The sequence below is a fragment of the Methylobacterium sp. Leaf99 genome, from assembly GCF_001422375.1.
In the GTDB taxonomy this organism is placed as follows: Bacteria; Pseudomonadota; Alphaproteobacteria; order Rhizobiales; family Beijerinckiaceae; genus Methylobacterium.
Map to the genome: position 1 here is coordinate 1 of NZ_LMMU01000010.1, position 23,601 is coordinate 23,601.

Consider the following 23,601-nt stretch of genomic DNA (forward strand, 5'->3'; position numbering starts at 1 on the left):
CGATCATCTCCGCCCGCACGGCCTCCGCCACCGCCGGAAGATCGCTCTCCGGCAACGCGCGCAGGGCGGAGGTCTCGGACAGACCGTCCAGAATCGAGCTTTGCTGTGACACCGAAAGCACCCTCACGTCCGGAGGAAAGACATGCGCGCAAAGGATTGCGGCAACTGAATTTTTGGTAGTGGGGGCAGGGGACCGAAGGCCCCGTTCACCCGATCCTGCGCCCGCCCGGACATCTACTCGACGTCGAGGGGCGCCGTGCCGGCGGCCTTGCCGTCGGCACCGAGGGTGATCTTCTGGATGCGGGCCTCGGCCCGCTGCAGCAGCGCGTCGCAATGGCGCTTGAGCGCCTCGCCGCGCTCGTAGATCGCCACGGATTCGTCGAGGGGCACGTCGCCCTTCTCGAGGCTGCGGACGATGCCTTCGAGCTGTTCGAGGGCCCGCTCGAACGGCAGGTCCCGGATCGAAGCCAGATCCTGTTCGGCGGCGCCAGCATCGGTCGACGCCGGGACGGCGGAGCGCGCTGAAGTCATTCCAGTCTACCCTTCATCGTGCGGGTCTAAGCCCGGGCCCGTCCGCTCCACAACCCCGCAGACCTGAGGACAACGCGTCGCCGGGCCGATTCGGCAACGGGGGCGTCGTTTCGGCCACACCCTGCCGGGTTGAAGCTTTGGTTGCGAAACCGGTGTCAAGTGACTGTCGGACATCGGAGATCGGCGTATCGCCGAGCGATTCGTCCTCACGTCAACGCGAGACGGAACGGCGTACCCTCGAAGGCGTCGGCACCGCGCCCGATCCGGGCGATGGCGGCGCTCATGCGCCCGTCGCGGCCGAGCATCCGGTCGGCGATGGCGACGAACAGGGGGTTGGGCGTGGCGGAGGGCGCGGCCGCCCGCAGGGCGTCGGCGATGGCGCCCTCGTCGCGCTCCGGCGCCAGGGCGCAGGCGGCGATGTAGGCGGCGGCCGTGGAGCGGCTGATGCCGGCGTAGCAGTGGATCACCAGGGGGTCGGCCCGGTCCCAGGCGGCGACGAAGTCGAGGATGCGGCCGATATGGGTCTCGTCGGCGAGGACGTGGCCCTCCATCGGCGCGGCGATGTCGCTGACCTCGACGACGCAGTGCCGGCCCTCGGGAATCGCGTCAGGCCGGGCAATCGCGGTGCCGGCCTTCATCAGGGTCATGAGACCGCGGGCGCCCGTGCTCGCCAGGGTCTCGGGCAGGCGCGACAGGGGGCAGACGTGGAGCGTGGGCATCAGGCCTCCGCGAGGGTTTGGAAGCGGGCGAGGAAGCGGGCCTGCGCCACGTCCGTCGGCCACGGTTCGATCAGGGCCTCGGCGCCGTCGGGCAGCGGCCCGGGCTCGCCGAAGATCGCAGCGGCCTCCGGGCGGTCGAAGCCCGCGAGGCGGATCGCCTCCCAGTAGGCCGCGATGCCGTCGGCGCGCTTGACCCGATGCGCCTCGTCCGGCGTCGGCTCGGGCAGGCCGAAGCGGGCGCGGATGGCGGCGAGCAGGCGCCGCTCCACCGCCTTGTAGGAATCGCCGATGGCCGCCTTGAACGGCGAGATGATGTCGCCGATCACGTATTCGGGCGCGTCGTGCAGGAGGAGTTCGAGGCGCCGGGCCGGGGGCAGGCCGGGTTCGAGCCCGGCGCCGATGGCCTCCACCAGCAGGGAGTGCTGGGCCACGGAGAACACGTGCGGCCCGGCGGTCTGGCCGTTCCAGCGGGCGACGCGGGCGAGGCCATGGGCGATGTCGGCGATGGCGATGTCGTCGGGCGAGGGATCGAGGAGGTCGAGGCGCCTCCCTGAGAGCATGCGCTGCCACGCGCGCGATCCGCTCACGGGGTGACTCCCAGGGCGGCGCAGGGCGCGTGGCGGTGGCAGCCGACGAGGTGGTCGTTGACCATGCCCACCGCCTGCATGAAGGCGTGGACGATGGTCGGGCCGCAGAAGGCGAACCCTTCCGCCTTCAAGGCCTTCGACAGCCGCCGCGACACCTCGGTCTCGGTGGCGATGCCGGCCCGCTCCGTCGCCCGGCCCTGGATCGGCGCACCGTCGACGAAATCCCATAGGAACCGCGAAAAGCCGGGGCCGCGTTCCTCGAGGGCGAGCCAGGCCTTCGCCCCCGCGATGGTGCCGACGATCTTGGCGCGGTTGCGGATGATGCCGGTGTCGCCCATCAGCCGTTCGACGTCGGCTTGCGTGAAGCGCGCGACGGCCTCCGGGTCGAAGCCCGCGAAGGCCCGGCGAAAGCCCTCGCGCCGGCGCAGAACCGTGATCCAGGACAGGCCGGCCTGGAACCCGTCGAGGATGAGTTTTTCATAGAGCGCCCGGCCGTCGTGCTCGGGCACGCCCCATTCGGTGTCGTGATAGGCGACGTAGACCGGGTCGAGGCCGGCCCACCAGCAGCGCGGGCAGCCGTCGGGATGGTGGATCAGGCCGGAGGATTCGGACAGCATGGTCCCGTCTTAACCGGAGAACGGGCCGGGAACAAACACCCCCGCGTCACCCCGCCTGCATCGCCTCGGGGAACGCGAAGGTGGCGAAGGACGGCTTCTCGACGCCGAGGCGCGCCCCGCCCGCCCGCAGGGGCTCGCCCGTGGCGACGGCGTCGGCGAGGCGGTCGAGGCGCAGCATCGCGAGGCCGCGCGGGCCGGCGACGCTGCCCACGGTGCCGAGGCCGCGCGCACCGGCGGTGATCTCGGCGCCGCTCTCCAGGGTGCCCTCGACGGCGACCACGGGCACGATGCGGGTACGGGCGCTGCCCCGGTGCTGCATGCGCGACACCACCTCCTGGCCGACGTAGCAGCCTTTCTTGAAGTCGACGCCGCCGAGCTGGTCCATGAGCGCCTCGTGCGGGAAGGCATCGGAGAAGGCGAAGTCGCGCCCGCCCTCGGGGATGCCGAGGCCGATGCGGTGAGCGTGGTAATCGGCCTCGGTGGCGTCGGCGGAGAACGCGCCCTGCGCGGCGTAGAGCCGGGTGCCGAGGTCCGCGAGGCGGCCATCCGTCACCACCTCGGTGTCCATCGCCGTCCCGGCGCCGTCCCAGGCGGCGGCGACGCTGAGGGTCGGATCGAGGGCGAGGGCCGCCTTGGCGCGCAGGCGGTAGAGGGTGAGGCGCTTGAGCAGATCGGGCGCCCGCGTCGCCTCCGTGTCGAGGCGGTAGCCGCCTTCGATCCCGGGGATTTCGATGCGGGAGATCAGGAAATCGAACAGCACCTTGCCCTGGGGGGTGAGCAGGGCGCCGAGGCGCGCCGCGCCCGGTTCCAGGGTCTCGACGTTGCAGGTGACGACGCCCTGCAGCAGGCCCGTGGAATCCTCGCCCGTGACGGTGACGACGGCGCGGTCGGGCAGCAGGGCGATGGGCATGGCGGCTCCGGAGATATCCGTGGCGTTGCACGCCACCGACGCCTGACATAAGCCGCCGCCACCCGCGTCTCAATGTGGAGCCCCACCATGGACCCGTCTTCGGACCAGCCCTTCGACCTCGTGCTCGCCGGCGGCACGATCGTGAATCAGGACGGCGAGCACCGGGCCGATCTCGGCATCCGGGCGGGGCGGATCACGGCCATGGGCGACCTGTCGCGGGCCGCCGCCGCCGAGCGGCGCGACTGCACAGGCCTGCACCTCCTGCCGGGCGTCATCGACAGCCAGGTCCATTTTCGCGAGCCCGGCCTCGACCACAAGGAGGATCTGGAATCGGGCTCCCGCGCGGCGGTGATGGGCGGCGTCACGGCGGTGTTCGAGATGCCCAACACCAACCCGCTCACCACCAGCGCCGCGGCCCTCGCCGACAAGGTCGCGCGGGCGCACCACCGGATGCATTGCGACTTCGCGTTCTGGGTCGGCGGCACCCACGAGAACGCCCATGAGGTCGCCGAACTGGAGCGCCTGCCGGGGGCGGCCGGCATCAAGGTGTTCGTCGGCTCGTCCACGGGCTCGCTCCTGGTGGAGGACGATGCCGGCGTCGCCGAGATCCTGAAGCGCACCCGGCGCCGGGCCGCCTTCCACGCCGAGGACGAGCCGATGCTGCGGGCGCAAGTGGATCGGCAGGTGCCGGGCGATCCCGCCTCGCACCCGGTCTGGCGCTCGCCCGAAGCGGCGCTCAGGGCGACGGAGCGCCTCGTGCGCATCGCCCGCGCCACGGGGGCGCGCATCCACATCCTGCACATCTCGACCAAAGAGGAGATGGTATTCCTCGGCGGCGCCAAGGACGTCGCCACCTGCGAGGTGACGCCCCACCACCTCACCCTCGACGGCGGGGAGGCCTATGCCCGCCTCGGCACCCTGGTGCAGATGAACCCGCCCGTGCGCGACGCCAGCCATCGCGACGGCATCTGGCACGGGCTGTCGCAGGGCGTCGCCGACGTGCTCGGCTCCGACCACGCGCCGCACCTCCTGTCGGAGAAGGCCAAGCCCTATCCGGCCTCGCCGTCAGGCATGACCGGGGTCCAGACCCTGGTGCCGATCATGCTCGACCACGTCGCCGCCGGCCGCCTGTCGCTGGCGCGCTTCGTCGATCTCACCAGTGCGGGCCCCAAGCGCCTGTTCGGCATCGCCCGCAAGGGGCGCCTCGCGGTGGGGTACGACGCCGACGTGACCGTGGTGGACCTCAAGCGCCGCGAGACCATCCGCAACGATTGGATCGCCTCGAAATGCGGCTGGACGCCCTATGACGGCGTCACGGTGACGGGCTGGCCCGTGGGCACCCTCGTGCGCGGCGCCCCCGTCATGTGGCAGGGCGAACTCACCGCCCCGTCGCGGGGCGAGGCCGTGGCGTTCGAGGAGACGCTGGCGGCGCGGGGCTGATTTTTTCGGGCGGCTCGCCCGGGGGGACGCCACCGCATCCGCCATCCCACACCCAACCTCATCCTGAGGCGCCGGCGCGCAGCGCGGGCCTCGAAGGAGGGGGGGAGAGACGGACGGCGGGGCTCCGCCCTCACGCCGCCTTCGGCGCGGCGTGGACCACCGGCACCGCCGGGGCGCCCTCCCACTCGGAATGGGCGGGGATCGACTCGCCCTTCATCACGATGGTGAGCGGGCGCAGGCGGGCATAGGCGCCGACCCTGGTGTCGTACAGCACCGTCGAGAACGCCCCCACCGAGACGCCCTCGCCGACCACCACCCGGCCGACCTTCATGATCCGGTCCTCGTAGAGGTGGGTCTGCAGGGCCGCGGTGCGGTTGATGGTGGCGTAGTCGCCGATGGTGACGCAGTCGAACTCGGTGATGTCGGTGGTGAGCATGCACACGCCGCGGCCGACCTTCACGCCGAGGAGCCGCAGCATCCAGGGCAGGAACGGCGTGCCGACGAGATGTTCGAGCAGGACCTTGCCGGCGAGCCCCCAGTACAGAACCGCCACGGCCTCCGTGCGCATGGCCCACCACGACCACATCGGCCGCATGCCGGGCTTGTAGACACCCATGAGCAGCCATTTCACCGCGATGACGGTGAAGGACTGGATGAACGCGATGGCGACGCTGACCAGGACGAAGGAGACGGCGAGCCCGGTCCAGTCCTGGGCCAGGATGGCGGGGTAGAAGTACCAGTCGATGGCGGTGATCGCGAGGGTGATGAACAGCATCGGCGAGAACGAGGTCGAGAACGCTTCGAAGACGCCGCGCCGGAGCTTGGGGCCGAGGCCGGGCTCGTAGGTCTGGAGGTCGGAGCCGAGGTCGACGCGCTGGCGCGCCGGCAGCTTGATGGGCGGCGAGCCGAACCAGGTGTCGCCCGGCGCCATGAGGTCGTTGGCCGGGGGCTTCGACTTGATGCCGATGAGGACGTCGTCGGGGATGACGGCCCCCGGCGGCACCACGGCGTCGTTGCCGACGAAGACGCGCGCGCCCGTGTGGACCTCGTGCAGGTGCATCCAGCCGCGCCGGATCTCCTCCTCGCCGAACACCACCTCGTCGGCGACGAAGTTGCGCATGCCGATATCGGCCAAGTCGTGGCGGCTGCCGAGGTTGGTCGAGATCTCGGCGCCCTGGCCCATGCGGGCGCCCATGAGCCGGTACCACGCCCGCATGTAGACCGTGGCGAACAGCGACGACAGGGTCTCGAGGGTGACCTCGGCGGCGAGCGCCACCGTCCATTTGCGCAGGTAGAACCCGCTGTGGATCGAGTGGGTGCCGGCGGTGGCGCGCGGCAGGATCGCCCAGCGGATGCCGGCGATGAGGAACACCGTGCCGGCCGTCATCAGCATGGCCGTGGGCCAGGTCAGGAGCGGCAGGTACCAGTGGTAGTCGATGTCGGTGAGGTTGGAGAGCGAATCGCTGAGCTGGTCGAAGATGTAGAAGGCCGGGAAGATCGGCAGCAGGCCGATGGCCGGGATCGCCGCCAGCAGGAAGGTGTAGAGCACCCCGAAGGCGAGGCGCCGCCGCGGCGAGGCCGTGGCCGGCTCCGGCAGGAGCGCGGGATCGACGGTGCCGACGCGGGCGCCCGGCGAGCCGTCCCAGGCCTCGGCCCGGCCCACCACCGTGCCGGTGGGGATCGTGGTGAGGTCGCCGATCTCGGCGTGGTCGCCGATGACCGTGTCGGGGCCGATGACGCAGGAGGCGCCGATGGCGACATCCGCCCCGATGGTGACCCGGCCGATGATGAGGGTATCGCCCACCACCTCGGCGTTGGCGATGACGAGGCGGCCGCCCAGGGACCCGCCGGCCCCGATGGTGACGAGGTCGGGGGCGCCGATCTCCGCGTCGGAGATCAGGGTGTCGTCGCCGATCTTGGCGCCGAGCAGGCGCAGGTAGAACACGATGGCGGGCGAGCCCTGGAGCCACTTGATGTGGACGAGCGGCGTCAGGCGCTGGGTCAGCCACCAGCGGTAATAGTACACGCCCCAGAGCGGGTAGCGCCCGGGCCTGGTCCGCCCGAGAATCAGCCACTTCGCCGCCACCGCGATGGCGGCGGTGACGGCGTTGATGCCGATATAGACCAGCAGCAGCACCGCGAGTTCGCCGAAGAAGCCGAGGCCCCCGCCCGTGAGCAGGAGGTAGGTCACGAAGATGCCGAGCCATTGCGCGGTGGCGAGCGCGATGACGAAGGGCAGGGCGGCGGCCTGGGCGAGGCCGCAGAGGAAGCGCCGCCGGAACGAGGGCGGGGCGAAGCTGAGGTCCCGCACTGCCATCTCGGTGCCCGCCCCGCCGGTGCGCGCGATGAGGGCGTCGGCCATGGCCCGCAGGGTGCGTCGTCCGTAGACGTCCTGCAGGGTGATGGCCGCGAGCGCCGGCGCCTCCCGCACGGCGCCGACGAATCGGGCGGCGAGCAGAGAATGGCCGCCGAGATCGGTGAAGAAGTCGCCCTCGAACGGGATCGCCTGGTTGCCGAACACCTGGGTGGCGGCGGCGAGGAGCGCCGCCTCGGTCTCGTTGCGCGGCGGCTCCTGCTCGCCCGAAACGTCGGCGACGGTCAGGGTCGCCGCCCGCAGGGCCTTGCGGTCGACCTTGCCGGAGGTGAGACGGGGCAGCACCTCGGCCACCTCGAAATGCCCCGGCACCATGTAGGGCGGCATTTGCTCGGACAGGGTGTGCCGGAGGGCGGCCCTATCGATCTCGGTGCCGCGCTCGGGGACGAGGAAGGCGACGAGGCGGTCGACGCCGTCGTCCTGGCGCAGGACCACCGCCGCCTGGTTGATGCCGGGCAGCACCCCGATGCGCGATTCGATCTCGCCGAGCTCGACCCGGAAGCCGCGGATCTTGACCTGATCGTCGATGCGGCCGTGGAACAGGATGTTGCCGGCGGCATCCAGCGAGACCGCGTCGCCGGAGCGGTAGAGCACCGGGTCGGTCCCGTCCGAGGGATAAGGGTTGGCGATGAATTTTTCGGCCGTCAGCTCGGCCCGCTGGAGGTAGCCTTTCGCGACGCCGGGGCCGCCGATGAGCAGCTCGCCGGGTTGGCCGACCCCGAGGAGTTCGAGGGTCTCCCCGGCGACGTACACCGAATAATTCGGGATCGGGCCGCCGATGGTGACGGGGGTGCCGGCCCGCATCCGCGCGGCGGTGGCCACCACCGTCGCCTCCGTCGGCCCGTAGGTGTTGAACAGGGCCCGCGCCTCCGTGGCCCAGCGGGCGACGAGGGGTTCGGGCAGGGCCTCGCCGCCCAGCAGCACGAGGCGCACGGTGGGTAGATCCCCGCTGATCATGGCGAGGAGGGTCGGCACCGTGTCGAGCACCGTGACGCGGGCGCGGGCCAGGATGCCCGGCAGGGCCTCGACGTCGCCCATCATGGCGGGGGACGCCACGAACAGGGTCGCGCCGACGAGGTACGGGACCCAGATCTCCTCCATGGAGAGATCGAAGGCGACTGACGCGCCCTGGAACACCACGTCGTCGGCACGCAGGCCGTAGAGGGCGTTTCCGGAGCGCAGGAAGTGGCAGATGTTGGCGTGGCTGATGACGATGCCCTTGGGCACCCCCGTCGAGCCCGACGTGTAGATGAGGTAGGCCGGGTGCGCGGGCGTGAGACCGGCGCCGCGCGGGTCGGGGCGGGGGGCGTCCGCGGGGGTGCCCTCCAGCAGGGCCGCCACGGTGAGGACCGGCGCGGCGTCGGGCGCCCCGGGCGCCAGTTCGGGTGAGACGAGGAGCGCCTTGGCGGCGGCGTCCGCGAGGCAGACGGCGACGCGGTCGGCCGGGGCCTCGGCGTCGAAGGGCAGCCAGGCGGCGCCCGACAGGGTGATGCCGATCTGCGCCACGAGGAGGTCGGGCCCCCGTGCCATCCACAGGCCGACGACGTCGCCGGGGCCGATGCCGCGATGCGCCAGCCCCCGAGCGATGGCGCCGGCCCGCGCCTCGACCTCGGCGTAGGTGAGGGCCGGGTGGGTGCCGTCGGCGTTCGGGTGCGCGCCGTCGACGAGGGCCGGATGGTCCGGCCGGGCGGCGGCGCTGGCGCAGAAGATCTCGCCCAGGACCTCGTCGCGGATGAGATCGGGGCGGGCCTCCCCGCGCAGGACCGCCTTGCCGTGCAGGGTGTCCTTGCCCTGCAGGGTGTCCTGCCCGGACGCGATCCCCTGGCGCGCGGGCCCCTCCGCCGGGGGCCGGGCCGTCTCGGCGAGACTGGTCATCCACTGCTCCGCTGCCGATCCCCGGCCCGCTGACGCAGCGAGCCTCGGAATGCGCTTCGTTGGCCGGTAAGGCACCCGGATCACGCCGGAATCGCGGCGCTTTTCGAAGTTCGGCAGCGCTCTACCACGTTTGGGCGGTGAGGAACCGGGCGTGATGCGAAGCCGTAGTGCGGACGGTCCGTGTCAGGCCCAGCGCCACCGGCCGTCCTCGAGGACGAGGACGCCGCCCTGGCGGATGCCCATGCGCGGCGCCTCGCGGATGCCGAGGCAGCCCCGGATCACCAGGATCGCCCTGGCGACGCCGCCATGGGCGACGATGCAGGCCGGGCCATCGAGGGCGGTCAGCGCCGGGGCGACCCGCTCCACCAGCATGGCGTAGCTCTCAGCCCCCTCGCCCGGCGGCCGGTAGCCCCAGCGGTCGCGGTCCCGCGCCAGGGCCCGGGCCGCGTCCCGGCGCCGGATCTCGGCCCAGGTCGAGCCCTCCCAGGTGCCGAAGCTGATCTCCTTCAGGCGCGGATCGGTGCGGTAGGCCTCCGGCGCCAGGTCGAGGCGGGCGCGCAGGGCCTCCATGGTGCGGCGGGTGCGGGCGAGGGGACTCGCGACGAAGTCGAGCCGGGGCAGGTCCGTGCCCGCCGCCCGCCCGAGGCGGTCGGCCGCCTCGTCGGCCTGGCGCAGGCCCTCGGCGTTGAGGGCGATGTCGCGCTGGCCCTGGAGCCGGCCTTCCGCGTTCCAGTCGGTCTGGCCGTGGCGGACGACGTAGAGGGTCGGGGTCATGGGGAGCGCTCCCACGCGGGCGCGCCGCCCCCCAGGCGGGGCGGGCCGGAACGGCCGCGCTTGCGGACCGTTGTCGGTTTCAAGGTCTTGCCCGGTTTGAAGGTCTTGCTCGGTTTCAAGAGCCTGCGCGCCCCGATCGTCAGCGAACGAATTTCCATATGCCGCACAAGCACATCAAGCCGGCGTCCGGCAAGTCCGGCAAGTCCGGAACGAACGGCTCCGGGGCGGGTGAGCCCGGTCGAACGGTGGCGGAGGAGGGCGGTTCCCGCAAGCCGCGCAAGGCCTCCGGCCCTGACGCAACCCCCGGGATCGTCACCGTCGCGCCGGGGCGCGCCTTCGATCTCGCCGCCGTCGATGCGGACGCCGATGGCGGCCTCGACAAGGCGGCGGCCAAGCAAGCCCTGATCGTGGAGCGCGCCCGCATCGTGTCCCTGCAGGAGCGGCTCTACGCCGAGGGCGCGCGCAGCCTCCTGGTGGTGTTCCAGGCCATCGACACCGGTGGCAAGGACGGCACCATCCGGGCGGTGTTCGAGGGGGTGAACCCGCAGGGGTGCCGGGTGTGGCCGTTCAAGGTGCCGAGCGCCGAGGAGGCCGCCCACGACTTCCTGTGGCGCTACCACGCCAAGACGCCGGGGCGCGGCATGATCGGGGTGTTCAACCGCAGCCATTACGAGGACGTGCTGGTGGTGCGGGTGAAGAACTTCGTCTCCGAGCCGGTCTGGCGGGTGCGCTACGGCCAGATCAACGATTTCGAGCGCATGCTCGCGGCCGAGGGCACCACGATCCTGAAGTTCTTCCTCCACATCTCCAAGGACGAGCAGAAGCAGCGCCTGGAGGCACGCATCGCCACCCCGGAGAAGCACTGGAAGTTCGACCCCGCCGACCTCGTCGAGCGCGAGGCCTGGGACGCCTACCAGGCCGCTTTCGCCGACGCGCTGACGCAGTGCTCGACGCGCGAGGCGCCCTGGCACGTGGTCCCGGCCAACCGGAAGTGGTTCCGCAACCTCATGGTGGCCCGCACCATCGCCGACACCCTGGAGGCCATGGACCCGCGGTTTCCGGAGGCGCAGCCGGGCGTGGCCCGGATGAGTGTGCCGGAGTGATCCCGTGCTGTTATAAAGCCCGGAGGTAGGTCCTTCTCCTCGCCGAGCCGTAGGGGCCGATGGGAGCGCGCCCATGCTGGCTGTCCGTGACGTCGCCGTATCGGGATACCGCTCCCTGCGCGCGATCCGCTTTCCGGTGGGGGGGCTCTCGGTCTTCATCGGTGCCAACGGCGTCGGCAAGACCAATCTCTACCGGGCGCTGGAATGCCTGCAATCGGCCGCCGCCGGTACCCTGATCCGGGATCTCGCCGCCGAGGGCGGCATGGAATCCGTGAGCTGGGCCGGGGAGCGCAAGCGTCACGAGTCGGCTCGCATCCGCTGGAGCGTCGAACTCGCCGACTCGGCCAGCGGCCTGGCGTATGATTATGCCGTCGAGGTCGGCTTCAAGCCGCTCAAAGGGGCGGCCGGCTTTCCCTTGGAGCCCGACCTCAAGACCGAGCGGCTTCGCCTGATCTCGGGCCGGCGGCCCGCGACGATGCTCGATCGCGACGGTCCGGGGGGCTTCCTGCGTGACGCGGAGGGGCGCAAGCGCAGTCTCGGGTGCGATCTGCTGCCATCCGAGACCGTCCTCGGCACCCTCCAGGATGCCGGTGCCTATCCGGAACTCCATCAGGTGCGCAGCGCCCTGGCGGCCTGGCGCTTCCACCACGATTTCCGGACCGACGCCGCCTCGGCTTTGCGCCGGCCCTGCCTCGCGGTGACGGCCCCCACCCTGTCATCGGACGGCTCGGACCTCGCGGCCGTGTTCGCCACCCTCGCCCATATCCGGGGTGACACCGCCGACCTCGCGGCCGCCGTCGACGACGCCTTTCCGGGGGCCCGGCTCGACCTTCCCCTGCCGGGGCGCGAGGCGCGGTTCGGGATGGTGTTTCCCGACTACCCGAAGCGGGTCTTCGAGGCCGCCGAACTCTCCGACGGGACGCTGCGGTTCCTGGCCCTCGCCGGCGCTTTGTTCGCCTACCGGCTGCCGCCCTTCGTCGCCCTCAACGAACCCGAGACCAGCCTGCATCCGGACCTGCTCGCCCCCCTTGCGCGCATGATCGTCAAGGCCTCCGAGCGCACGCAGATCTGGCTCGTGACACATTCCGAGCGCCTGGCCGATGCGATCGTCGCGCAGGGCGGCACGCGGCCCCACCGCGTGATCAAGCGGGAGGGCGCGACCTGGATCGAGGGGCTGAAACTGTTCGGGGCGTTCGAGGCGGACCCGTGACGGCGCCGGCCCCGCGATCCCCGTCGGGCCGGGATTCTGGGCGCTGCCGGGTTACAGGTTCCCGACGCGGGACCAGGGGGGCCCATTTCCGGGGGGCCCATTCCCGGAAGGGGCCGCTCTTGTGAAATTCGCCTGAGCAGGTTCCGCAAAAGTGGTCACCGGTTTTGCAGGGAAACCCTGCGACCTACCAAAGAGCCAAGCAGGGTGAAGCGTTGGCTTGCCAACGCGAACCTGCTTAGCCGGCGATGATCACCAGTACGGCCGCCCGCTCGGGTCCGAGGCGCCGGAGGCCGTGGGGCAGGCCGCCGTCGTAGGTGGCGCAGTCGCCTGGGCCGAGTTCGAGACGGCGGTCGGCCACCTTCAGGTCCACGCGGCCCTCCAGCACGTAGACGATCTCCTGGCCGCCATGGGCCGGGCGGTCCTGGTCCCGGAACTCCGCCCCCGGCTCGATGCGGTAGAGGGCCGCCGCCCGTCCGGCCGACGCCGCCAGGAGGGCGTGGATTGCGTAGTCGGACTCGCGCAGGCCGACCCCTTCGGTGGCGCGCACCACCACCACGTCGTCGTCGGCCGCCTTTTCCCCGAACAGCTCGGCCATCTCCGCGTCGAGGGCCCGCGCGAGGGCCTCCAGGGTCGCGAGCGACGGCGCTTTCTGGCCGCTCTCGATGCGCGACAGGTGGCCTTTGTGGATTCCCACCGTGGCGGCCAGGGCCTCCAGGGTCAGGTTGCGGCGGCGGCGGAGCGCCCGGATGCGCTGGGGCAGGGACATGCCCGAGCCTTGCGCCGCTTCCTCAGCCTCAGCAACTCGAAATCCCTTGGACAACTGGTTGTCTAGGGGATATGGAATCCTTCGGTGGGAGGGACGAGGCCATGCGGGTTGCGATCGATGCGGTTCTGACCGGGCGGGTGGCCCCCCTGGGGCCCCAGGCCAAACCGAGCGCCATCGCCAAGAGTCCCGTCGCCGGGCGGGTGCGGATCGGGCCGGAAGGCCTGGAGGGCGACGCGCAGGCCGACCGGCGCAACCATGGCGGCCCCGAGAAGGCCCTGCACCTCTATCCCCTGGATCACGCCTCCGCGTGGCGGGCCGAGCTACCCGAGGCGCCCGATCTGCTGGAGGCACCGGGCGCCTTCGGCGAGAACCTTTCGACCCGCGGCCTCACGGAGGCGGGGGTCTGCGTCGGCGACCTGTGGCGCGCGGGCACGGCCCTGCTGCAGGTGAGCCAGGCCCGCCAGCCGTGCTGGAAACTGAACGCGCGCTTCGGCGTGCCCGACATGGCCCAGCGGGTCCAGGCGAGCGGGCGCACGGGCTGGTACGTCCGGGTGATCGAGACGGGCGCCGTGGCGGCGGGCGATGTCCTCGCGCTGGTGGACCGGCCGCACCCGGACTGGACCCTGGCGCGGCTCCTGCAGGTCTTCTACGTCGATCGCCTCGACCGGGCGGCGCTCGCCGAGATCGCCGCCCTGGAGACCCTGTCGGCCTCGTGGCGGGCGCTCGCCGCCCGGCGCCTGGACCGCAGCGCCGTGGAGGATTGGGCGCCGCGCCTGCGCGGGGAGGGGTGAGCCTCACGCGGGGCCGGCCGACCGAACTTGCCGGCCGACCGAACTTGCCGACCACGATCGAACGGCCTATTGATTAGCATCCTAACTATAGGGAGCCCATCATGTCGGACCCGCTGACGCTCTTTGCCCGTATCTCGCCCAAGCCCGAGCATCGCGCCGCCGCCCGTGACGCCGTGCTGGACATCCTGGCGGTCACGCGGTCCGAACCGGGCTGCCGCCGCTTCACCCTGCACGACGACCGGGACGGGGGCGGAGATCTCTATCTCTACGAGGTCTGGGACGACGAAGCGGCGCTGGCCGCCCATCATGCCAAGCCCTATACGCGCGCCGTGTTCGACCGGTATCGGACGTGGCTGTCCGAGCCGGTCGAGATCACGCGGCTGCGCGCGATCGGTTGAGGAGCGCGCGTGTTCTTCCTGAAGGACCTTCCCACGCGGCAGATGCTGCAGAGCTACGGTGAGCGCTACCCGGGCATGGACGCCGAGGCCGTCGCCGGGGCGCTCCGGCTCCTGCGGCGCGGGAGCCTGCTGATGCGCGCGCTGGAGGCGTATTTCACGGCCCACGCGCTCTCGCAGACCCGGTTCCTCGTCCTGATCGTCATCGATCGCGAGCCGGGGCAAGGGGGGGCGGGGCAAGGGGAGTCGGGACAGGGCGGCTTGCTCGCCAGCGAAATCGCCGACCGGCTCGACATCTCGCGCCCCGTCGTGACGGACACCGTCAAGGCCCTAGTGCGGGCGGGCCTGCTCGGCAGCGCTCCGGTCCCGGGGGACGGCAGGGCCAAGCGCATCACGGTGACGCCGGCCGGGGGCGCGGTGCTCGCCGACCTCCTGCCCGGCTACTTCGCCCTCATCGCCGACTTCATGGCGTGCGAGGACGAAGGGGCCGGGTGACGGAGCGTCCCGGCTCAGTCCTTGTCGAGGCTGAGGTCCGGCGCTTCCGGGTTCTTCATGCCCACCACGTGGTAGCCGGCGTCGACGTGGAGGATCTCGCCGGTCATGCCGCGGCTCATGTCGGAGACGAGGTAGGCGGCGGTCTCGCCGACCTCCTCGATGGTGACCGTGCGCCGCAGGGGGGCGTTGTACTCGTTCCACTTGAGGATGTAGCGGAAGTCGCCGATGCCCGACGCCGCCAGGGTCTTGATCGGGCCGGCCGAGATGGCGTTGACGCGGATCTTCGAGGGCCCGAGGTCGGCGGCGAGATAGCGCACGGAGGCCTCCAGGGCCGCCTTCGCCACACCCATGACGTTGTAGTGCGGCATCCACTTCTCGGCGCCGTAATAGGTCAGGGTCAGGAGCGAGCCGCCGTTCGTCATCAGCGCCTCGGCGCGCTGGGCGATCGCCGTGAACGAGTAGCACGAGATCAGGAGCGACTTGGTGAAGTTCGCCTCCGAGGTCTCGAGGTAGCGTCCGGTCAGCTCGTCCTTGTCCGAGAAGGCGATGCAGTGGACGACGAAATCGAGGCCTTCGGGGAACACCTCCGCGGTGGCGGCGAAGACCGCGTCGATGGAGGCCGGGTCGGTGACGTCGCAATGGCCGACCACGTGGGCGTCGAGTTCGCGGGCCAGGGGCTCGACGCGCTTCTTCAGGGCGTCGCCCTGATAGGTGAAGGCGAGCTTGGCCCCGTGGGCGGCGGCGGATTTCGCGATGCCCCAGGCGATGGAGCGGTTGTTGGCGACACCGAGCACCAGGCCGCGCTTGCCGGCCAGCAGGCCGCCGACCTGATCGTGAACCGGATTCGTGTCCGCCATGAAGTCACCTGAGCCAGAAGCGTCCGCTGGGCGTGACGAGGCCCGGCCGGAGGGACCGGACGGACGGCACGCGCCGCGCGCACCCTTGAACGGCACGCGCCGCGGGCACTCTTAGCGGAGGCATGGCGATGACGGAAGTCCGGGATTTTCCGGGTCGGTTCACCCCACCCGCGCGGCGCGCCGGGCCTTGGCGTAGTCGGTGAGCGCCGGGTCCTCGGCGTCGGGCAGGGCGATGGCGGTGGTGGCGAACAGGTCGCCCCGCGTGCCGTCCTTCTTCGGCAGGCCCTTGCCCTTGAGGCGGAAGGTGCGGCCCGAACCGGTCATGGCCGGAATCCGCATCTCGACGGCGCCCGTCAGGGTCGGCACCCGGATCGGCCCGCCGAGGACCGCGTCCTCGAGGGGCACCTCGACGGAGGCGCGCAGATCCGCGCCGTCCGGGGTGAAGCGGGGGTGCGGCAGGATGCGGATGGTGAGCAGCGCGTCGCCCGGCGCACCGCGCCCGGCCGGCGCTCCGAGGCCGCGCAGGCGGATCACCTGCCCGTCGACCACGCCGCGCGGCACCACCACGTCGACGTCGCGCCCGCCCGGCAGGGACAGGCGCAGCTTCTCCTCGCTCGCCACCTGCTCGAGGGTCACGCTGAGCTCGGCCGCCACGTCGTCGCCCTTGGCCGGCTCGCGCGGGCCGGCGCCGGCCCCACCGGCGCCGGCCCGGAACGCCTCGCCGAACAGGTGCGAGAAGATGTCGTCGCCCATGCCACCGGGCCCGCCGCCTCCGGGCCCGCCGGCGCCGCGTCCCCGGGCCGCCTGCTCGAAGCCGAACCCGCCGGCCCGGGCGCCACCGCCGCCGCCGAAGCCGCCGAACCCCTCGAACCCGCTGGCGCGGGGCTTGCCGTCGCCGTCGATCTCGCCCCGGTCGAACTGCCCGCGCTTGCCGGCGTCGCCCAGGATCTCGTAGGCCGAGTTCGCCTCGGCGAAGCGGTCCTTGGCCTTGGCGTCGCCGGCGTTGCGGTCGGGGTGGTAGGCCTTGGCGAGCTTGCGGTAGGCCTTCTTGATGTCGGTTTCGCTGGCGCCCTTGGGCACGCCCAGCACGTCGTAGGGATTGCGCATCGGTCAGATATGTCTCGGTGCCGTGGGGAGCCGGTGGTGCCGCCCCCCCGGAATCATCGTGCTTGATGTGGACGGTTCGCGGCGGCTTCGCAACGCGAGCCTTCCAGATTTCGCCGGCGCATCACGGATGCGCCGGTCCACCCCTGGCAACGCGCGACGCCTCCCGCCCGATCCCTCGGCGTCCGATCCCCCGGCGTCAGATCGCCGCCTTCGTGCCGCGCACCCGCTTCAGGGTCCACTCGCCGCCCGACGGCTTGCAGCCGGTGCCGCGCAGGAACCGGCTGCGGCCCGGGGCGATCACCGAGGCGAGGAAGTCGCGGCAGATCTGGTCGTTGGAGACGTAAGGCAGGCCCGTCGGGTTGACGGAGCCGCGCAGGTTGGTCTCGGGATTGTCCCACTTCACCGGGCGGCCGTTGCCCTGCGGATCGAGGGCCACCGACAGGGCCGCGTGGGCCCGGCGCCAGTCCTCGGTGCCGAGGTCCTGGCCGAACCCCACCGGATGGCGCTCGATGCTCCCCGTGCTCGTCGGCTCGGGCGGCGGGGCGGCCTCCGCGACGGTCTCCGTCTGGAAGGTGATGATCGGCAGGCCGCAGCCCGACAGGGGCAGGAAGGTGAGGGCGACCACGGCCCGCCACGTCCCAAGGCTCCGCTTCGAAAAACCGGCGGCGGGGATGTTGGCCGCCGGCCGTTTCGCTCTAAAGTCGCACCGACGCATTACACTTGAACTCACGACGGGAGAGGACCGACGGCCAACCGCGCCCCACGTCGGTGCCCCCCGACCCGGATCTCACGCTCGCAGGATGTTCGCCTTGGATCGGTTAAGGATCGATGACCCCGCCCCCGCGGCCGACTTCACCCGCGCCACGGATCCGTGGGCACTGTTCGGCGTCTGGATGGCCGAGGCCGAGGCCGCGGAGCCCAACGACGCCAACGCCATGGCGCTGGCCACCGCCGGCTCCGACGGCCTGCCCGACGTGCGCATGGTGCTCCTGAAGGGCGTCGATGCGCGCGGATTCGTGTTCTACACCAACACCGACTCGGCCAAGGGCGAGGAACTGGCCCAGAACCGACAGGCCGCCCTGGTGCTGCACTGGAAGAGCCTGCGCCGGCAGGTCCGCGCCCGCGGCCCCGTGTCGCCCGTCACGCCGGCGGAGGCGGACGCGTACTTCGCCAGCCGCGCCCGCGACAGCCGCATCGGCGCCCATGCCAGCCGCCAGTCGCGGCCCCTCGCCGACCGCGCCACCCTGGAGGCGGAGGTGGCGGCGCTGGCCGCCCGGTTCGAGGACGGCCCGGTGCCGCGGCCGGAGAACTGGATCGGTTTTCGCATCGCGCCCGTCGCGATGGAGTTCTGGCAGGACGGCCCGTTCCGCCTGCACGACCGGGTCCGGTTCACGCGGTCCGGCGACGGCTGGGCCGGCGCGCGGCTCTATCCGTGACGGACGCCGCCGGTCCGTGGTGCGGCGCGGGATCGACCCTGGATTTTAGGATCGGCGCCCCTTAGACCTTGAGATCGGCGTGGCGGATGTCTTCCGGTTAACCGCCTCCCGATCCTGAAGGAACGGTCTTGGCCACATCCTCCAACGAACGCCGGCGCGTCATGCTGCTCACGGGCGCGAGCCGCGGCATCGGCCACGCCACGGTCAAGCGGTTCTCCGCGGCCGGCTGGCGGGTCATCACCTGCTCGCGCCACGCGTTTCCCGAGAACTGTCCGTGGGAGATGGGCCCGGAGGATCACCTCCAGGTCGATCTGGCCGATCCCGAGGACACCATGCGGGGGATCCGGGAAGTGGCCGGGCGGCTGGCCGACGAGGGCGGCCTGCTCCACGCACTCGTCAACAATGCCGGCATCTCGCCGAAGGGCGCCAACGGCGAGCGCCTCGGCGCCATCGCCACGGAATTCGGCGACTGGCGCAAGGTGTTCCAGGTCAACGTGTTCGCGCCGCTCCTCCTGGCGCGGGGCCTGTGCGAGGAACTGACCCGGGCCAAGGGCTCCATCGTCAACGTCACCTCCATCGCGGGCTCCCGCGTCCATCCCTTCGCGGGCGCCGCCTACGGCACCTCGAAGGCGGCGCTGGCCGGCCTCACCCGCGAGATGGCGAGCGATTTCGGACCCCTCGGGGTGCGCGTCAACGCGATCTCGCCCGGCGAGATCGACACCGCCATCCTCTCGCCCGGCACGGACAAGATCGTCGCCGGCATTCCCCAGCGCCGCCTCGGCACCCCCGACGAGGTGGCGAAGGCCATCTACTTCCTGTGCACCGAGGCCTCGTCCTACGTGAACGGCGCCGAGCTGCACATCAACGGCGGCCAGCATGTCTGAACGGGTGGCGCGGCCCGCGCTCCTCGTCGCCCTGCTGCTCCTCGCCACGCCGCTCCCGGCCGCCGCCGAGCCGTCCGTCACCCTCCTCGACCTGCCGTTCGCCGCGAGCGCCCTGCGCGGCCCCGGCAGCGAGGTCGCCGTGGCCGTGGCGACCTCCGGCCTCCTGCCCCTGGCGCGGCCGAAAGCGGGCGCATCCGAGGACGGCGCGCCCATCGCCGTGGTCTGGGGCGAGGCGGGGGGCGCCGCCCTCGCCCTCGTGGACGGGCGGGTGACCGTGACGCTCCTGGGCCGCGAGGCCGTGGCGGGACTGGCCGCCGCCGAGACCCCGCGCGGGGCGCTTGCGGGCTCGCGCCGGGCCGTCGCCGGGGCCCTGTCGGCCCACCTCGCCGAGCCGGTGACGGCCGGGGGCCGCGCGGGGGCGGGCGCCCTCGTGATCCGCGAGCGCAAGGCCGTTCCCATGAGCGCCGAGCCGAAACCCGTGCCGGTGGCCACCGCGACGGTGCGGCCCGCCCCCGAGGCCGCCTTCGCCCTGCGGTCCCCGCACATCGCGACCTTCGACGGGCGCCCCGCCATCGTCGCCGTCACCGAGGCCGGGGACGGGTCTTCGCTGGCGGTGGCGGAGGCCGCCGAGGCCGGCTGGAGCGTGCGGGCGCGCGGCCCCGTGGAGGCCGGCAAGCCGCTCCAGGTGGCCGGCGTCGCGGACTTCTCCGGCACCGGCCGGCCGCAGATCGCCGTGACGGGGCCGGCCGGCGGCGCCACCCGGCTCGGACTCTGGGCCTACGAGGGTGGGACCTTGCGCGCCCTTCACGCGGCATCCGGCTACGACGCCGCGTCCCCCGGCGAGGGCGGTCCCGGCCTGGCGGCGCTCCTCCCCCGCGACGGGGCCGTGGACCTCGCCCTGCCGGTGGCGGACCGCTCGGCCCTGGCGGTTCTCTCCCTCAAGGGCGCCGTGACGGAGCGCGCCCGCGTTCCTCTGCCGGCGCCCGCCGCCTTCGGCGTCGCCACCCTCGGGACGGGACCGGCCGCCCGCCTCCTCGTCGGCCTTGCCGACGGGCGCATCGCCGTGGTGAATCCCGACCCATGAGTGAAACCGATCCGTCCGACGACGCCACGCGGCTGTTCCCGGCGCGGCCCTTCGTCGGCGCCTCCATCGCGGTGATCCGGGGCGACCGGGTGCTCCTCGCCGCCCGGGCCAACGCGCCCATGCGCGGGGTCTGGACCCTGCCGGGCGGCCTCGTCGAGGCCGGCGAGGCCCTGGCCGAGGCGGCCCTGCGCGAGCTGCGCGAAGAGGTCGGCCTCGCGGCAACGGTGGTCGGCGTGCTGCCCCCCACCGAGATCATCCTGCGCGCCGCGGATGGCCGGACGCGCCACCATTACGTGGTCCATCCCCACGCCGCCCTGTGGACCGGCGGCGAGCCGGTGGCGGGACCGGAAGCGCTGGCCGTGCGCTGGGCGACCCCGGCGGAGCTCGCCGGCCTCGACACCACGCCGGGCCTCGACGGCACCGTGGCGGCCGCCTTCGCGCGGGTCGCCGCCCACGAGATCTCCGAAAACCCCGAGACATCCGGGACATCCGCCGCGTGACGAAGCCCGGATCGGTCCCCGTCTTCAGCCTGTGCCTGTGCCTCCTGACGATCCTGGCGGCGGTTCCCGGCGCCGAGGCCCAGCAGGGGCGGGGCGGGGCGACCCGTGCCGCGCCGAAGGGCGAGGGCAAGAGCTCCGAAAAGGAGCCGGCCCCCGCCCCCGAGCCGCCGCCGGCGCCCTACGACCGCGACCTGATGCGGCTGTCCGAGATCGTCGGGGCCCTGGCCTTCCTGCGCGAGCTCTGCGCCGACCCGGACGCGGCCCAATGGCCCGTGCGGATGAAGGCGCTCCTGGAGGCCGAGGGCGTCACCCCCGGCCGCCGCGACCGTCTGGCCGGCGCCTACAACCGGGGCTATCGCGGCTACGCCCTGACCTACCGGGTCTGCACGTCCTCCGCCCGGGAGGCGGCCACCCGGTTCGTGATCGAGGGCGAGCGCCTGTCGCACGCTCTGGCCAGCCGCTTCGGCGGGTGATGCGGCCGAGCCACACTCCGAACGGCCGCGGTTAATTCGAACAATTCGAGCGCCGACGTTAACCGCTTCGCAATTCCTGGCTTTGCGGGCCCGATTCCGCGCCCTATCATCCTTGGAACCTGCCGAGCGGTCCTTCGGCGCCAACGATAGCCTGGCCATGCACGCTGAATCAGCCCCCGCGCCCTTCGAGGCGGATCTCGACGACAAGCGCGCCGCGCTCGGCTACGTGTCGGAGGCGTTCGCCGAGGGCTGTCTCGACGGCCTCGACGGCGACTGCATGGCCCAGGCCGCCCTGTTCGCGGCGTTCCAGGAGCTGGTGATGACCTACGGCGAGGAAGCCACCGCCCGCTACGCCGAGGGTTTTCCGGACCGCATCCGCGGCGGTGCCTTCACCACGGCCCCGCAGCATTGAGGCGGGGTCGGACCGGGCCGTGCGGCCGGGTCCGAAGCTCTGAGCCCGGGGATGCGCGTCTCCCCCGGGCGACCGCCCCGCCTTAGGCCGTCATTTCCTTCGTGCCGAGGCGCTTGTCGAGGTAGGTGTCCACGGTCTGGGTCAGCTCGTCGACCTTGCCGTCGAAGAAGTGGTTGGCGCCCTCGACCACCTGGTGCTCGATGATGACGCCCTTCTGCACCTTCACCTTCTCGATCACCGGCATCACCTCGCGGGCCGGGGCCACCCGGTCCTCGGAGCCGTGGACGAACAGGCCCGAGGACGGGCACGGCGCCAGGAAGGTGAAGTCGTAGCGGTTGGCCATGGCGGCGATGGAGATGAAGCCCTCGATCTCCGGGCGGCGCATGAGGAGCTGCATCCCGATCCACGAGCCGAACGACACGCCGGCGATCCAGCAGGCGCGGGCCTCCGGGTTGACCGACTGGACCCAGTCGAGGGCCGAGGCGGCGTCGGAGAGTTCGCCGGTGCCGTGATCGAACGCGCCCTGGCTGCGCCCGACCCCGCGAAAATTGAAGCGCAGGGCGGCGAAGCCCCGGTTGGCGAAGGTGTAGAACAGATTGTACACGATCTGATTGTTCATCGTGCCCCCGAACTGCGGGTGGGGGTGGAGCACGATGGCGATGGGCGCGCCCTTCTTCTTGGGGGCCTGGTAGCGTCCCTCGAGACGGCCGGCCGGACCGGTGAAGATGACTTCGGGCATGGATCTCTCACAAGCTTCGGGGGGAGCGCGCGACGCCGGACGCACGGCAGACACCGCGCGGAACGCCTTGACTCGACGGGGCGCGAACTTAAAAGCGCTCTTAGAACGGTTCTAGTGGACTGGAACTGTTCTAAACAAGCGGTTCGGGCGCGTCCGGGTCGCTGCGTTCGCGTTGTTGCGTCCCTTGGGTGCACCCCTTGCACGACGGGCTGTCGAATAGGGTTCTTCGGCGCCTTAGCATGATCGTGGGGGGCAAAAGCAAGGATTTGTCGTCCTCGACCTTGAGACCGCCAGTGGTTTTCGCTCCATGACTTCGCCGCGTGCCTATCTCGACCACAACGCGACCTCGCCGGTTCGGCCCGAGGTGGCTGCGGCCGTGGCGCGGGCCCTGGGGCTGTCCGGCAACCCGTCCTCGGTCCATGCCGAGGGCCGGGCGGCGCGGGCGGCCCTGGAGCATGCGCGCGCGCAGGTCGGCCGCCTCGTCGGTGTCGGCGCCGGCCGTGTCGTCTTCACGAGCGGCGGCACCGAGGCCGCCAACGCCGTCCTGTCCGGCGGCCTGCGCCGGGCCGGCGAGGCGGCCCCGACCCGGCTGATCATCGGTGCCACCGAGCATCCGTGCGTCGCCGCCGGCCATCGCTTCCCGGCCGATGCCGTGACGGTGATCCCCGTGGATGCGCATGGCGTCATCGATCGCGTCGCCCTTGCCGAAACCCTCGACCGGCACCGGGGGGAGGGCGTCCTCGTCTCGGTCCATGCCGCCAACAACGAGACCGGCGTGATCCAGCCGCTCGCCGACATCGTCGCCCTGGCGCGCGGCCACGGCCGCGCCCTCGTCCACTCCGACGCCGTGCAGGCGGTGGGCAAGATCCCCCTGGATTTTTCCGCCCTCGGCCTCGATGCCCTGACCCTCTCGGGCCACAAGTTCGCCGCCCCCCGGGGCGTCGGCGCCGTGGTCCTCGCCGCGGGCGTCACCCTGGAGCCGGCGCTCCTGCGCGGCGGCGGGCAGGAGGGGCGCCTGCGCGCCGGCACCGAGAACCTGCCGGGCCTCGTCGGCATGGGGGTGGCGGCCGAGATGGCCGGGTTCGGCGCGCACCACGAGGTCCTGCGCGACGCCATGGCGGCGGGCCTGCGGGCCCTCGCGCCCGACCTCGTGGTGTTCGGCGTCGGCGCGCCGCGCCTGCCCAACACCCTGAGCTTCGCCATTCCGGGCCTCGACGCGGCCACCGCCCTGATGGCGCTGGATCTCGCCGGGGTCGCACTCTCGTCCGGGTCGGCCTGCGCCTCGGGCAAGGTCGCCCGCTCGCCCGTCCTCGCCGCCATGGGCGTCAGCCCTGCTTTGGCTGCGGGGGCCCTGCGCGTCAGCTTCGGGTGGAACAGTACGGAAAGCGACGGGACGCGCTGTCTCGCCGCCTGCGAACGCCTCGTCGAGACCCTATATCGACGGAGAGGCCGGGCCGCTTGACGGTGGCCCGTCCAAATCCTTTCTCGCGACCACGCCCGGCCCTTGACGCCGGGTCGATCA

The 23,601-nt window shown here is 72.1% G+C and carries 25 protein-coding genes and 1 pseudogene; 13 read left to right on the plus strand and 13 right to left on the minus strand.

Features of this window, described 5'->3' with window-relative positions:
• Nucleotides 1-234: 234 nt before the first annotated feature.
• From ASF28_RS17975 to ygfZ, 5 genes are all read right to left on the minus strand, one after another.
• Nucleotides 235-531, minus strand: a complete 297-nt coding sequence (locus tag ASF28_RS17975; RefSeq protein WP_056095876.1) for an exodeoxyribonuclease VII small subunit — start codon at nt 529-531, stop codon at nt 235-237.
• A gap of 206 nt (nt 532-737) precedes the next feature.
• Nucleotides 738-1,250, minus strand: a complete 513-nt coding sequence (locus ASF28_RS17980; protein ID WP_056095879.1) for a tyrosine phosphatase family protein — start codon at nt 1,248-1,250, stop codon at nt 738-740.
• Nucleotides 1,250-1,810 carry an HD family hydrolase gene (locus ASF28_RS17985; protein ID WP_056095884.1) on the minus strand — a complete coding sequence of 187 codons (561 nt, stop codon included), beginning with the start codon at nt 1,808-1,810 and terminating at the stop codon, nt 1,250-1,252. The genes ASF28_RS17980 and ASF28_RS17985 overlap by 1 nt, the downstream gene beginning before the upstream one ends.
• 23 nt (nt 1,811-1,833) lie before the next feature.
• Complete coding sequence (locus ASF28_RS17990) at nt 1,834-2,454, minus strand: DNA-3-methyladenine glycosylase I (protein WP_056095888.1); 621 nt, start codon at nt 2,452-2,454, stop codon at nt 1,834-1,836.
• Between the two features lie 46 nt (nt 2,455-2,500).
• A complete protein-coding gene (ygfZ, locus tag ASF28_RS17995) occupies nt 2,501-3,364 on the minus strand; it encodes a CAF17-like 4Fe-4S cluster assembly/insertion protein YgfZ (protein WP_056095891.1) in 864 nt (287 codons plus the stop codon).
• Between the two features lie 87 nt (nt 3,365-3,451).
• On the opposite strand from ygfZ, the gene ASF28_RS18000 reads away from it, so the two are divergent.
• A complete protein-coding gene (locus ASF28_RS18000) occupies nt 3,452-4,804 on the plus strand; it encodes a dihydroorotase (protein WP_056095893.1) in 1,353 nt (450 codons plus the stop codon).
• A 130-nt stretch (nt 4,805-4,934) separates the two neighbouring features.
• Here the strand turns inward: ASF28_RS18000 and ASF28_RS23745 are convergent, their stop codons facing one another.
• From ASF28_RS23745 to ASF28_RS18010, 3 genes and pseudogenes are all read right to left on the minus strand, one after another.
• On the minus strand, nt 4,935-7,166 hold the full coding sequence (locus tag ASF28_RS23745) for a Pls/PosA family non-ribosomal peptide synthetase (RefSeq protein ID WP_443189753.1): 2,232 nt from the start codon (nt 7,164-7,166) through the stop codon (nt 4,935-4,937).
• Nucleotides 7,164-9,053 (minus strand): annotated as a pseudogene (locus ASF28_RS23750) (amino acid adenylation domain-containing protein); the annotation flags it as partial. The gene ASF28_RS23745 and the pseudogene ASF28_RS23750, both read right to left, overlap by 3 nt.
• Nucleotides 9,054-9,236: 183 nt before the next feature.
• Nucleotides 9,237-9,827 carry a histidine phosphatase family protein gene (locus tag ASF28_RS18010; protein WP_056095897.1) on the minus strand — a complete coding sequence of 197 codons (591 nt, stop codon included), beginning with the start codon at nt 9,825-9,827 and terminating at the stop codon, nt 9,237-9,239.
• A 158-nt stretch (nt 9,828-9,985) separates the two neighbouring features.
• Here ASF28_RS18010 and ASF28_RS18015 point away from each other — a divergent pair, with 158 nt between their 5' ends.
• Complete coding sequence (locus tag ASF28_RS18015) at nt 9,986-10,930, plus strand: polyphosphate kinase 2 family protein (protein ID WP_056095900.1); 945 nt, start codon at nt 9,986-9,988, stop codon at nt 10,928-10,930.
• Nucleotides 10,931-11,003: 73 nt separating this feature from the next.
• Nucleotides 11,004-12,140, plus strand: coding sequence for an AAA family ATPase (locus ASF28_RS18020; protein WP_056095902.1), 1,137 nt, complete (start codon nt 11,004-11,006; stop codon nt 12,138-12,140).
• A gap of 235 nt (nt 12,141-12,375) precedes the next feature.
• Here ASF28_RS18020 and ASF28_RS18025 read toward each other — a convergent pair whose 3' ends face one another.
• Nucleotides 12,376-12,906, minus strand: coding sequence for a helix-turn-helix domain-containing protein (locus ASF28_RS18025; RefSeq protein WP_056095905.1), 531 nt, complete (start codon nt 12,904-12,906; stop codon nt 12,376-12,378).
• 101 nt (nt 12,907-13,007) lie between these two features.
• On the opposite strand from ASF28_RS18025, the gene ASF28_RS18030 reads away from it, so the two are divergent.
• The 3 genes from ASF28_RS18030 to ASF28_RS18040 all read left to right on the plus strand — a co-directional run bounded on the left by ASF28_RS18030 (nt 13,008) and on the right by ASF28_RS18040 (nt 14,587).
• Nucleotides 13,008-13,697: an MOSC domain-containing protein gene (locus ASF28_RS18030; RefSeq protein WP_056096398.1), complete on the plus strand. Its 690-nt coding sequence runs from the start codon at nt 13,008-13,010 to the stop codon at nt 13,695-13,697.
• Between the two features lie 101 nt (nt 13,698-13,798).
• Complete coding sequence (locus tag ASF28_RS18035) at nt 13,799-14,095, plus strand: putative quinol monooxygenase (RefSeq protein ID WP_056095910.1); 297 nt, start codon at nt 13,799-13,801, stop codon at nt 14,093-14,095.
• 9 nt (nt 14,096-14,104) lie between these two features.
• Nucleotides 14,105-14,587, plus strand: a complete 483-nt coding sequence (locus tag ASF28_RS18040; RefSeq protein WP_056095913.1) for a MarR family winged helix-turn-helix transcriptional regulator — start codon at nt 14,105-14,107, stop codon at nt 14,585-14,587.
• A gap of 14 nt (nt 14,588-14,601) precedes the next feature.
• Here the strand turns inward: ASF28_RS18040 and fabI are convergent, their stop codons facing one another.
• From fabI to ASF28_RS18055, 3 genes are all read right to left on the minus strand, one after another.
• On the minus strand, nt 14,602-15,444 hold the full coding sequence (gene fabI, locus ASF28_RS18045; protein WP_056095916.1) for an enoyl-ACP reductase FabI: 843 nt from the start codon (nt 15,442-15,444) through the stop codon (nt 14,602-14,604).
• Between the two features lie 159 nt (nt 15,445-15,603).
• On the minus strand, nt 15,604-16,551 hold the full coding sequence (locus tag ASF28_RS18050; protein WP_056095919.1) for a DnaJ C-terminal domain-containing protein: 948 nt from the start codon (nt 16,549-16,551) through the stop codon (nt 15,604-15,606).
• Nucleotides 16,552-16,747: 196 nt separating this feature from the next.
• Nucleotides 16,748-17,266, minus strand: coding sequence for an RT0821/Lpp0805 family surface protein (locus ASF28_RS18055; RefSeq protein WP_082476649.1), 519 nt, complete (start codon nt 17,264-17,266; stop codon nt 16,748-16,750).
• A gap of 85 nt (nt 17,267-17,351) precedes the next feature.
• Here ASF28_RS18055 and pdxH point away from each other — a divergent pair, with 85 nt between their 5' ends.
• The 6 genes from pdxH to ASF28_RS18085 all read left to right on the plus strand — a co-directional run bounded on the left by pdxH (nt 17,352) and on the right by ASF28_RS18085 (nt 21,340).
• On the plus strand, nt 17,352-17,987 hold the full coding sequence (gene pdxH / locus ASF28_RS18060) for a pyridoxamine 5'-phosphate oxidase (RefSeq protein WP_082476650.1): 636 nt from the start codon (nt 17,352-17,354) through the stop codon (nt 17,985-17,987).
• A 161-nt stretch (nt 17,988-18,148) separates the two neighbouring features.
• Complete coding sequence (locus tag ASF28_RS18065) at nt 18,149-18,871, plus strand: SDR family NAD(P)-dependent oxidoreductase (protein WP_056095925.1); 723 nt, start codon at nt 18,149-18,151, stop codon at nt 18,869-18,871.
• A complete protein-coding gene (locus tag ASF28_RS18070; RefSeq protein ID WP_056095929.1) occupies nt 18,864-19,955 on the plus strand; it encodes a hypothetical protein in 1,092 nt (363 codons plus the stop codon). The genes ASF28_RS18065 and ASF28_RS18070 overlap by 8 nt, the downstream gene beginning before the upstream one ends.
• Nucleotides 19,952-20,455 (plus strand): NUDIX hydrolase, encoded by a 504-nt coding sequence (locus tag ASF28_RS18075; protein WP_056095931.1) that lies wholly within the window; start codon nt 19,952-19,954, stop codon nt 20,453-20,455. The genes ASF28_RS18070 and ASF28_RS18075 overlap by 4 nt, the downstream gene beginning before the upstream one ends.
• Nucleotides 20,452-20,928, plus strand: coding sequence for a TIGR02301 family protein (locus tag ASF28_RS18080; protein ID WP_244475078.1), 477 nt, complete (start codon nt 20,452-20,454; stop codon nt 20,926-20,928). Before ASF28_RS18075 ends, ASF28_RS18080 begins: the two co-directional genes overlap by 4 nt.
• A 157-nt stretch (nt 20,929-21,085) precedes the next feature.
• Nucleotides 21,086-21,340, plus strand: coding sequence for a hypothetical protein (locus ASF28_RS18085; protein WP_056095935.1), 255 nt, complete (start codon nt 21,086-21,088; stop codon nt 21,338-21,340).
• An 82-nt stretch (nt 21,341-21,422) separates the two neighbouring features.
• Here ASF28_RS18085 and ASF28_RS18090 read toward each other — a convergent pair whose 3' ends face one another.
• Nucleotides 21,423-22,079 carry an alpha/beta hydrolase gene (locus ASF28_RS18090; protein WP_056095938.1) on the minus strand — a complete coding sequence of 219 codons (657 nt, stop codon included), beginning with the start codon at nt 22,077-22,079 and terminating at the stop codon, nt 21,423-21,425.
• A gap of 307 nt (nt 22,080-22,386) precedes the next feature.
• On the opposite strand from ASF28_RS18090, the gene ASF28_RS18095 reads away from it, so the two are divergent.
• The gene (locus tag ASF28_RS18095) at nt 22,387-23,541 is read left to right on the plus strand and encodes a cysteine desulfurase family protein (protein ID WP_056095941.1); all 1,155 of its coding nucleotides are present in this window, start codon (nt 22,387-22,389) and stop codon (nt 23,539-23,541) included.
• The last annotated feature ends 60 nt before the right edge of the window (nt 23,542-23,601 follow it).

Bases quoted from the DNA above. Each gene is read 5' to 3' on its own strand.
- ASF28_RS23745 (WP_443189753.1), bottom strand. From the start codon at position 7,166: ATGGCCGACGCCCTCATCGCGCGCACCGGCGGGGCGGGCACCGAGATG.
- ASF28_RS17980 (WP_056095879.1), bottom strand. From the start codon at position 1,250: ATGCCCACGCTCCACGTCTGCCCCCTGTCGCGCCTGCCCGAGACCCTG.
- pdxH (WP_082476650.1), top strand. From the start codon at position 17,352: ATGTTCGCCTTGGATCGGTTAAGGATCGATGACCCCGCCCCCGCGGCC.
- ASF28_RS18035 (WP_056095910.1), top strand. From the start codon at position 13,799: ATGTCGGACCCGCTGACGCTCTTTGCCCGTATCTCGCCCAAGCCCGAG.
- ASF28_RS17975 (WP_056095876.1), bottom strand. From the start codon at position 531: ATGACTTCAGCGCGCTCCGCCGTCCCGGCGTCGACCGATGCTGGCGCC.
- ygfZ (WP_056095891.1), bottom strand. From the start codon at position 3,364: ATGCCCATCGCCCTGCTGCCCGACCGCGCCGTCGTCACCGTCACGGGC.
- ASF28_RS18020 (WP_056095902.1), top strand. From the start codon at position 11,004: ATGCTGGCTGTCCGTGACGTCGCCGTATCGGGATACCGCTCCCTGCGC.
- ASF28_RS18010 (WP_056095897.1), bottom strand. From the start codon at position 9,827: ATGACCCCGACCCTCTACGTCGTCCGCCACGGCCAGACCGACTGGAAC.
- ASF28_RS18000 (WP_056095893.1), top strand. From the start codon at position 3,452: ATGGACCCGTCTTCGGACCAGCCCTTCGACCTCGTGCTCGCCGGCGGC.
- ASF28_RS17985 (WP_056095884.1), bottom strand. From the start codon at position 1,810: ATGCTCTCAGGGAGGCGCCTCGACCTCCTCGATCCCTCGCCCGACGAC.
- ASF28_RS18070 (WP_056095929.1), top strand. From the start codon at position 18,864: ATGTCTGAACGGGTGGCGCGGCCCGCGCTCCTCGTCGCCCTGCTGCTC.
- ASF28_RS18090 (WP_056095938.1), bottom strand. From the start codon at position 22,079: ATGCCCGAAGTCATCTTCACCGGTCCGGCCGGCCGTCTCGAGGGACGC.
- ASF28_RS18095 (WP_056095941.1), top strand. From the start codon at position 22,387: ATGACTTCGCCGCGTGCCTATCTCGACCACAACGCGACCTCGCCGGTT.
- ASF28_RS18085 (WP_056095935.1), top strand. From the start codon at position 21,086: ATGCACGCTGAATCAGCCCCCGCGCCCTTCGAGGCGGATCTCGACGAC.
- ASF28_RS18055 (WP_082476649.1), bottom strand. From the start codon at position 17,266: ATGCGTCGGTGCGACTTTAGAGCGAAACGGCCGGCGGCCAACATCCCC.
- fabI (WP_056095916.1), bottom strand. From the start codon at position 15,444: ATGGCGGACACGAATCCGGTTCACGATCAGGTCGGCGGCCTGCTGGCC.
- ASF28_RS18030 (WP_056096398.1), top strand. From the start codon at position 13,008: ATGCGGGTTGCGATCGATGCGGTTCTGACCGGGCGGGTGGCCCCCCTG.
- ASF28_RS18050 (WP_056095919.1), bottom strand. From the start codon at position 16,551: ATGCGCAATCCCTACGACGTGCTGGGCGTGCCCAAGGGCGCCAGCGAA.
- ASF28_RS18015 (WP_056095900.1), top strand. From the start codon at position 9,986: ATGCCGCACAAGCACATCAAGCCGGCGTCCGGCAAGTCCGGCAAGTCC.
- ASF28_RS17990 (WP_056095888.1), bottom strand. From the start codon at position 2,454: ATGCTGTCCGAATCCTCCGGCCTGATCCACCATCCCGACGGCTGCCCG.
- ASF28_RS18025 (WP_056095905.1), bottom strand. From the start codon at position 12,906: ATGTCCCTGCCCCAGCGCATCCGGGCGCTCCGCCGCCGCCGCAACCTG.
- ASF28_RS18075 (WP_056095931.1), top strand. From the start codon at position 19,952: ATGAGTGAAACCGATCCGTCCGACGACGCCACGCGGCTGTTCCCGGCG.
- ASF28_RS18065 (WP_056095925.1), top strand. From the start codon at position 18,149: ATGCTGCTCACGGGCGCGAGCCGCGGCATCGGCCACGCCACGGTCAAG.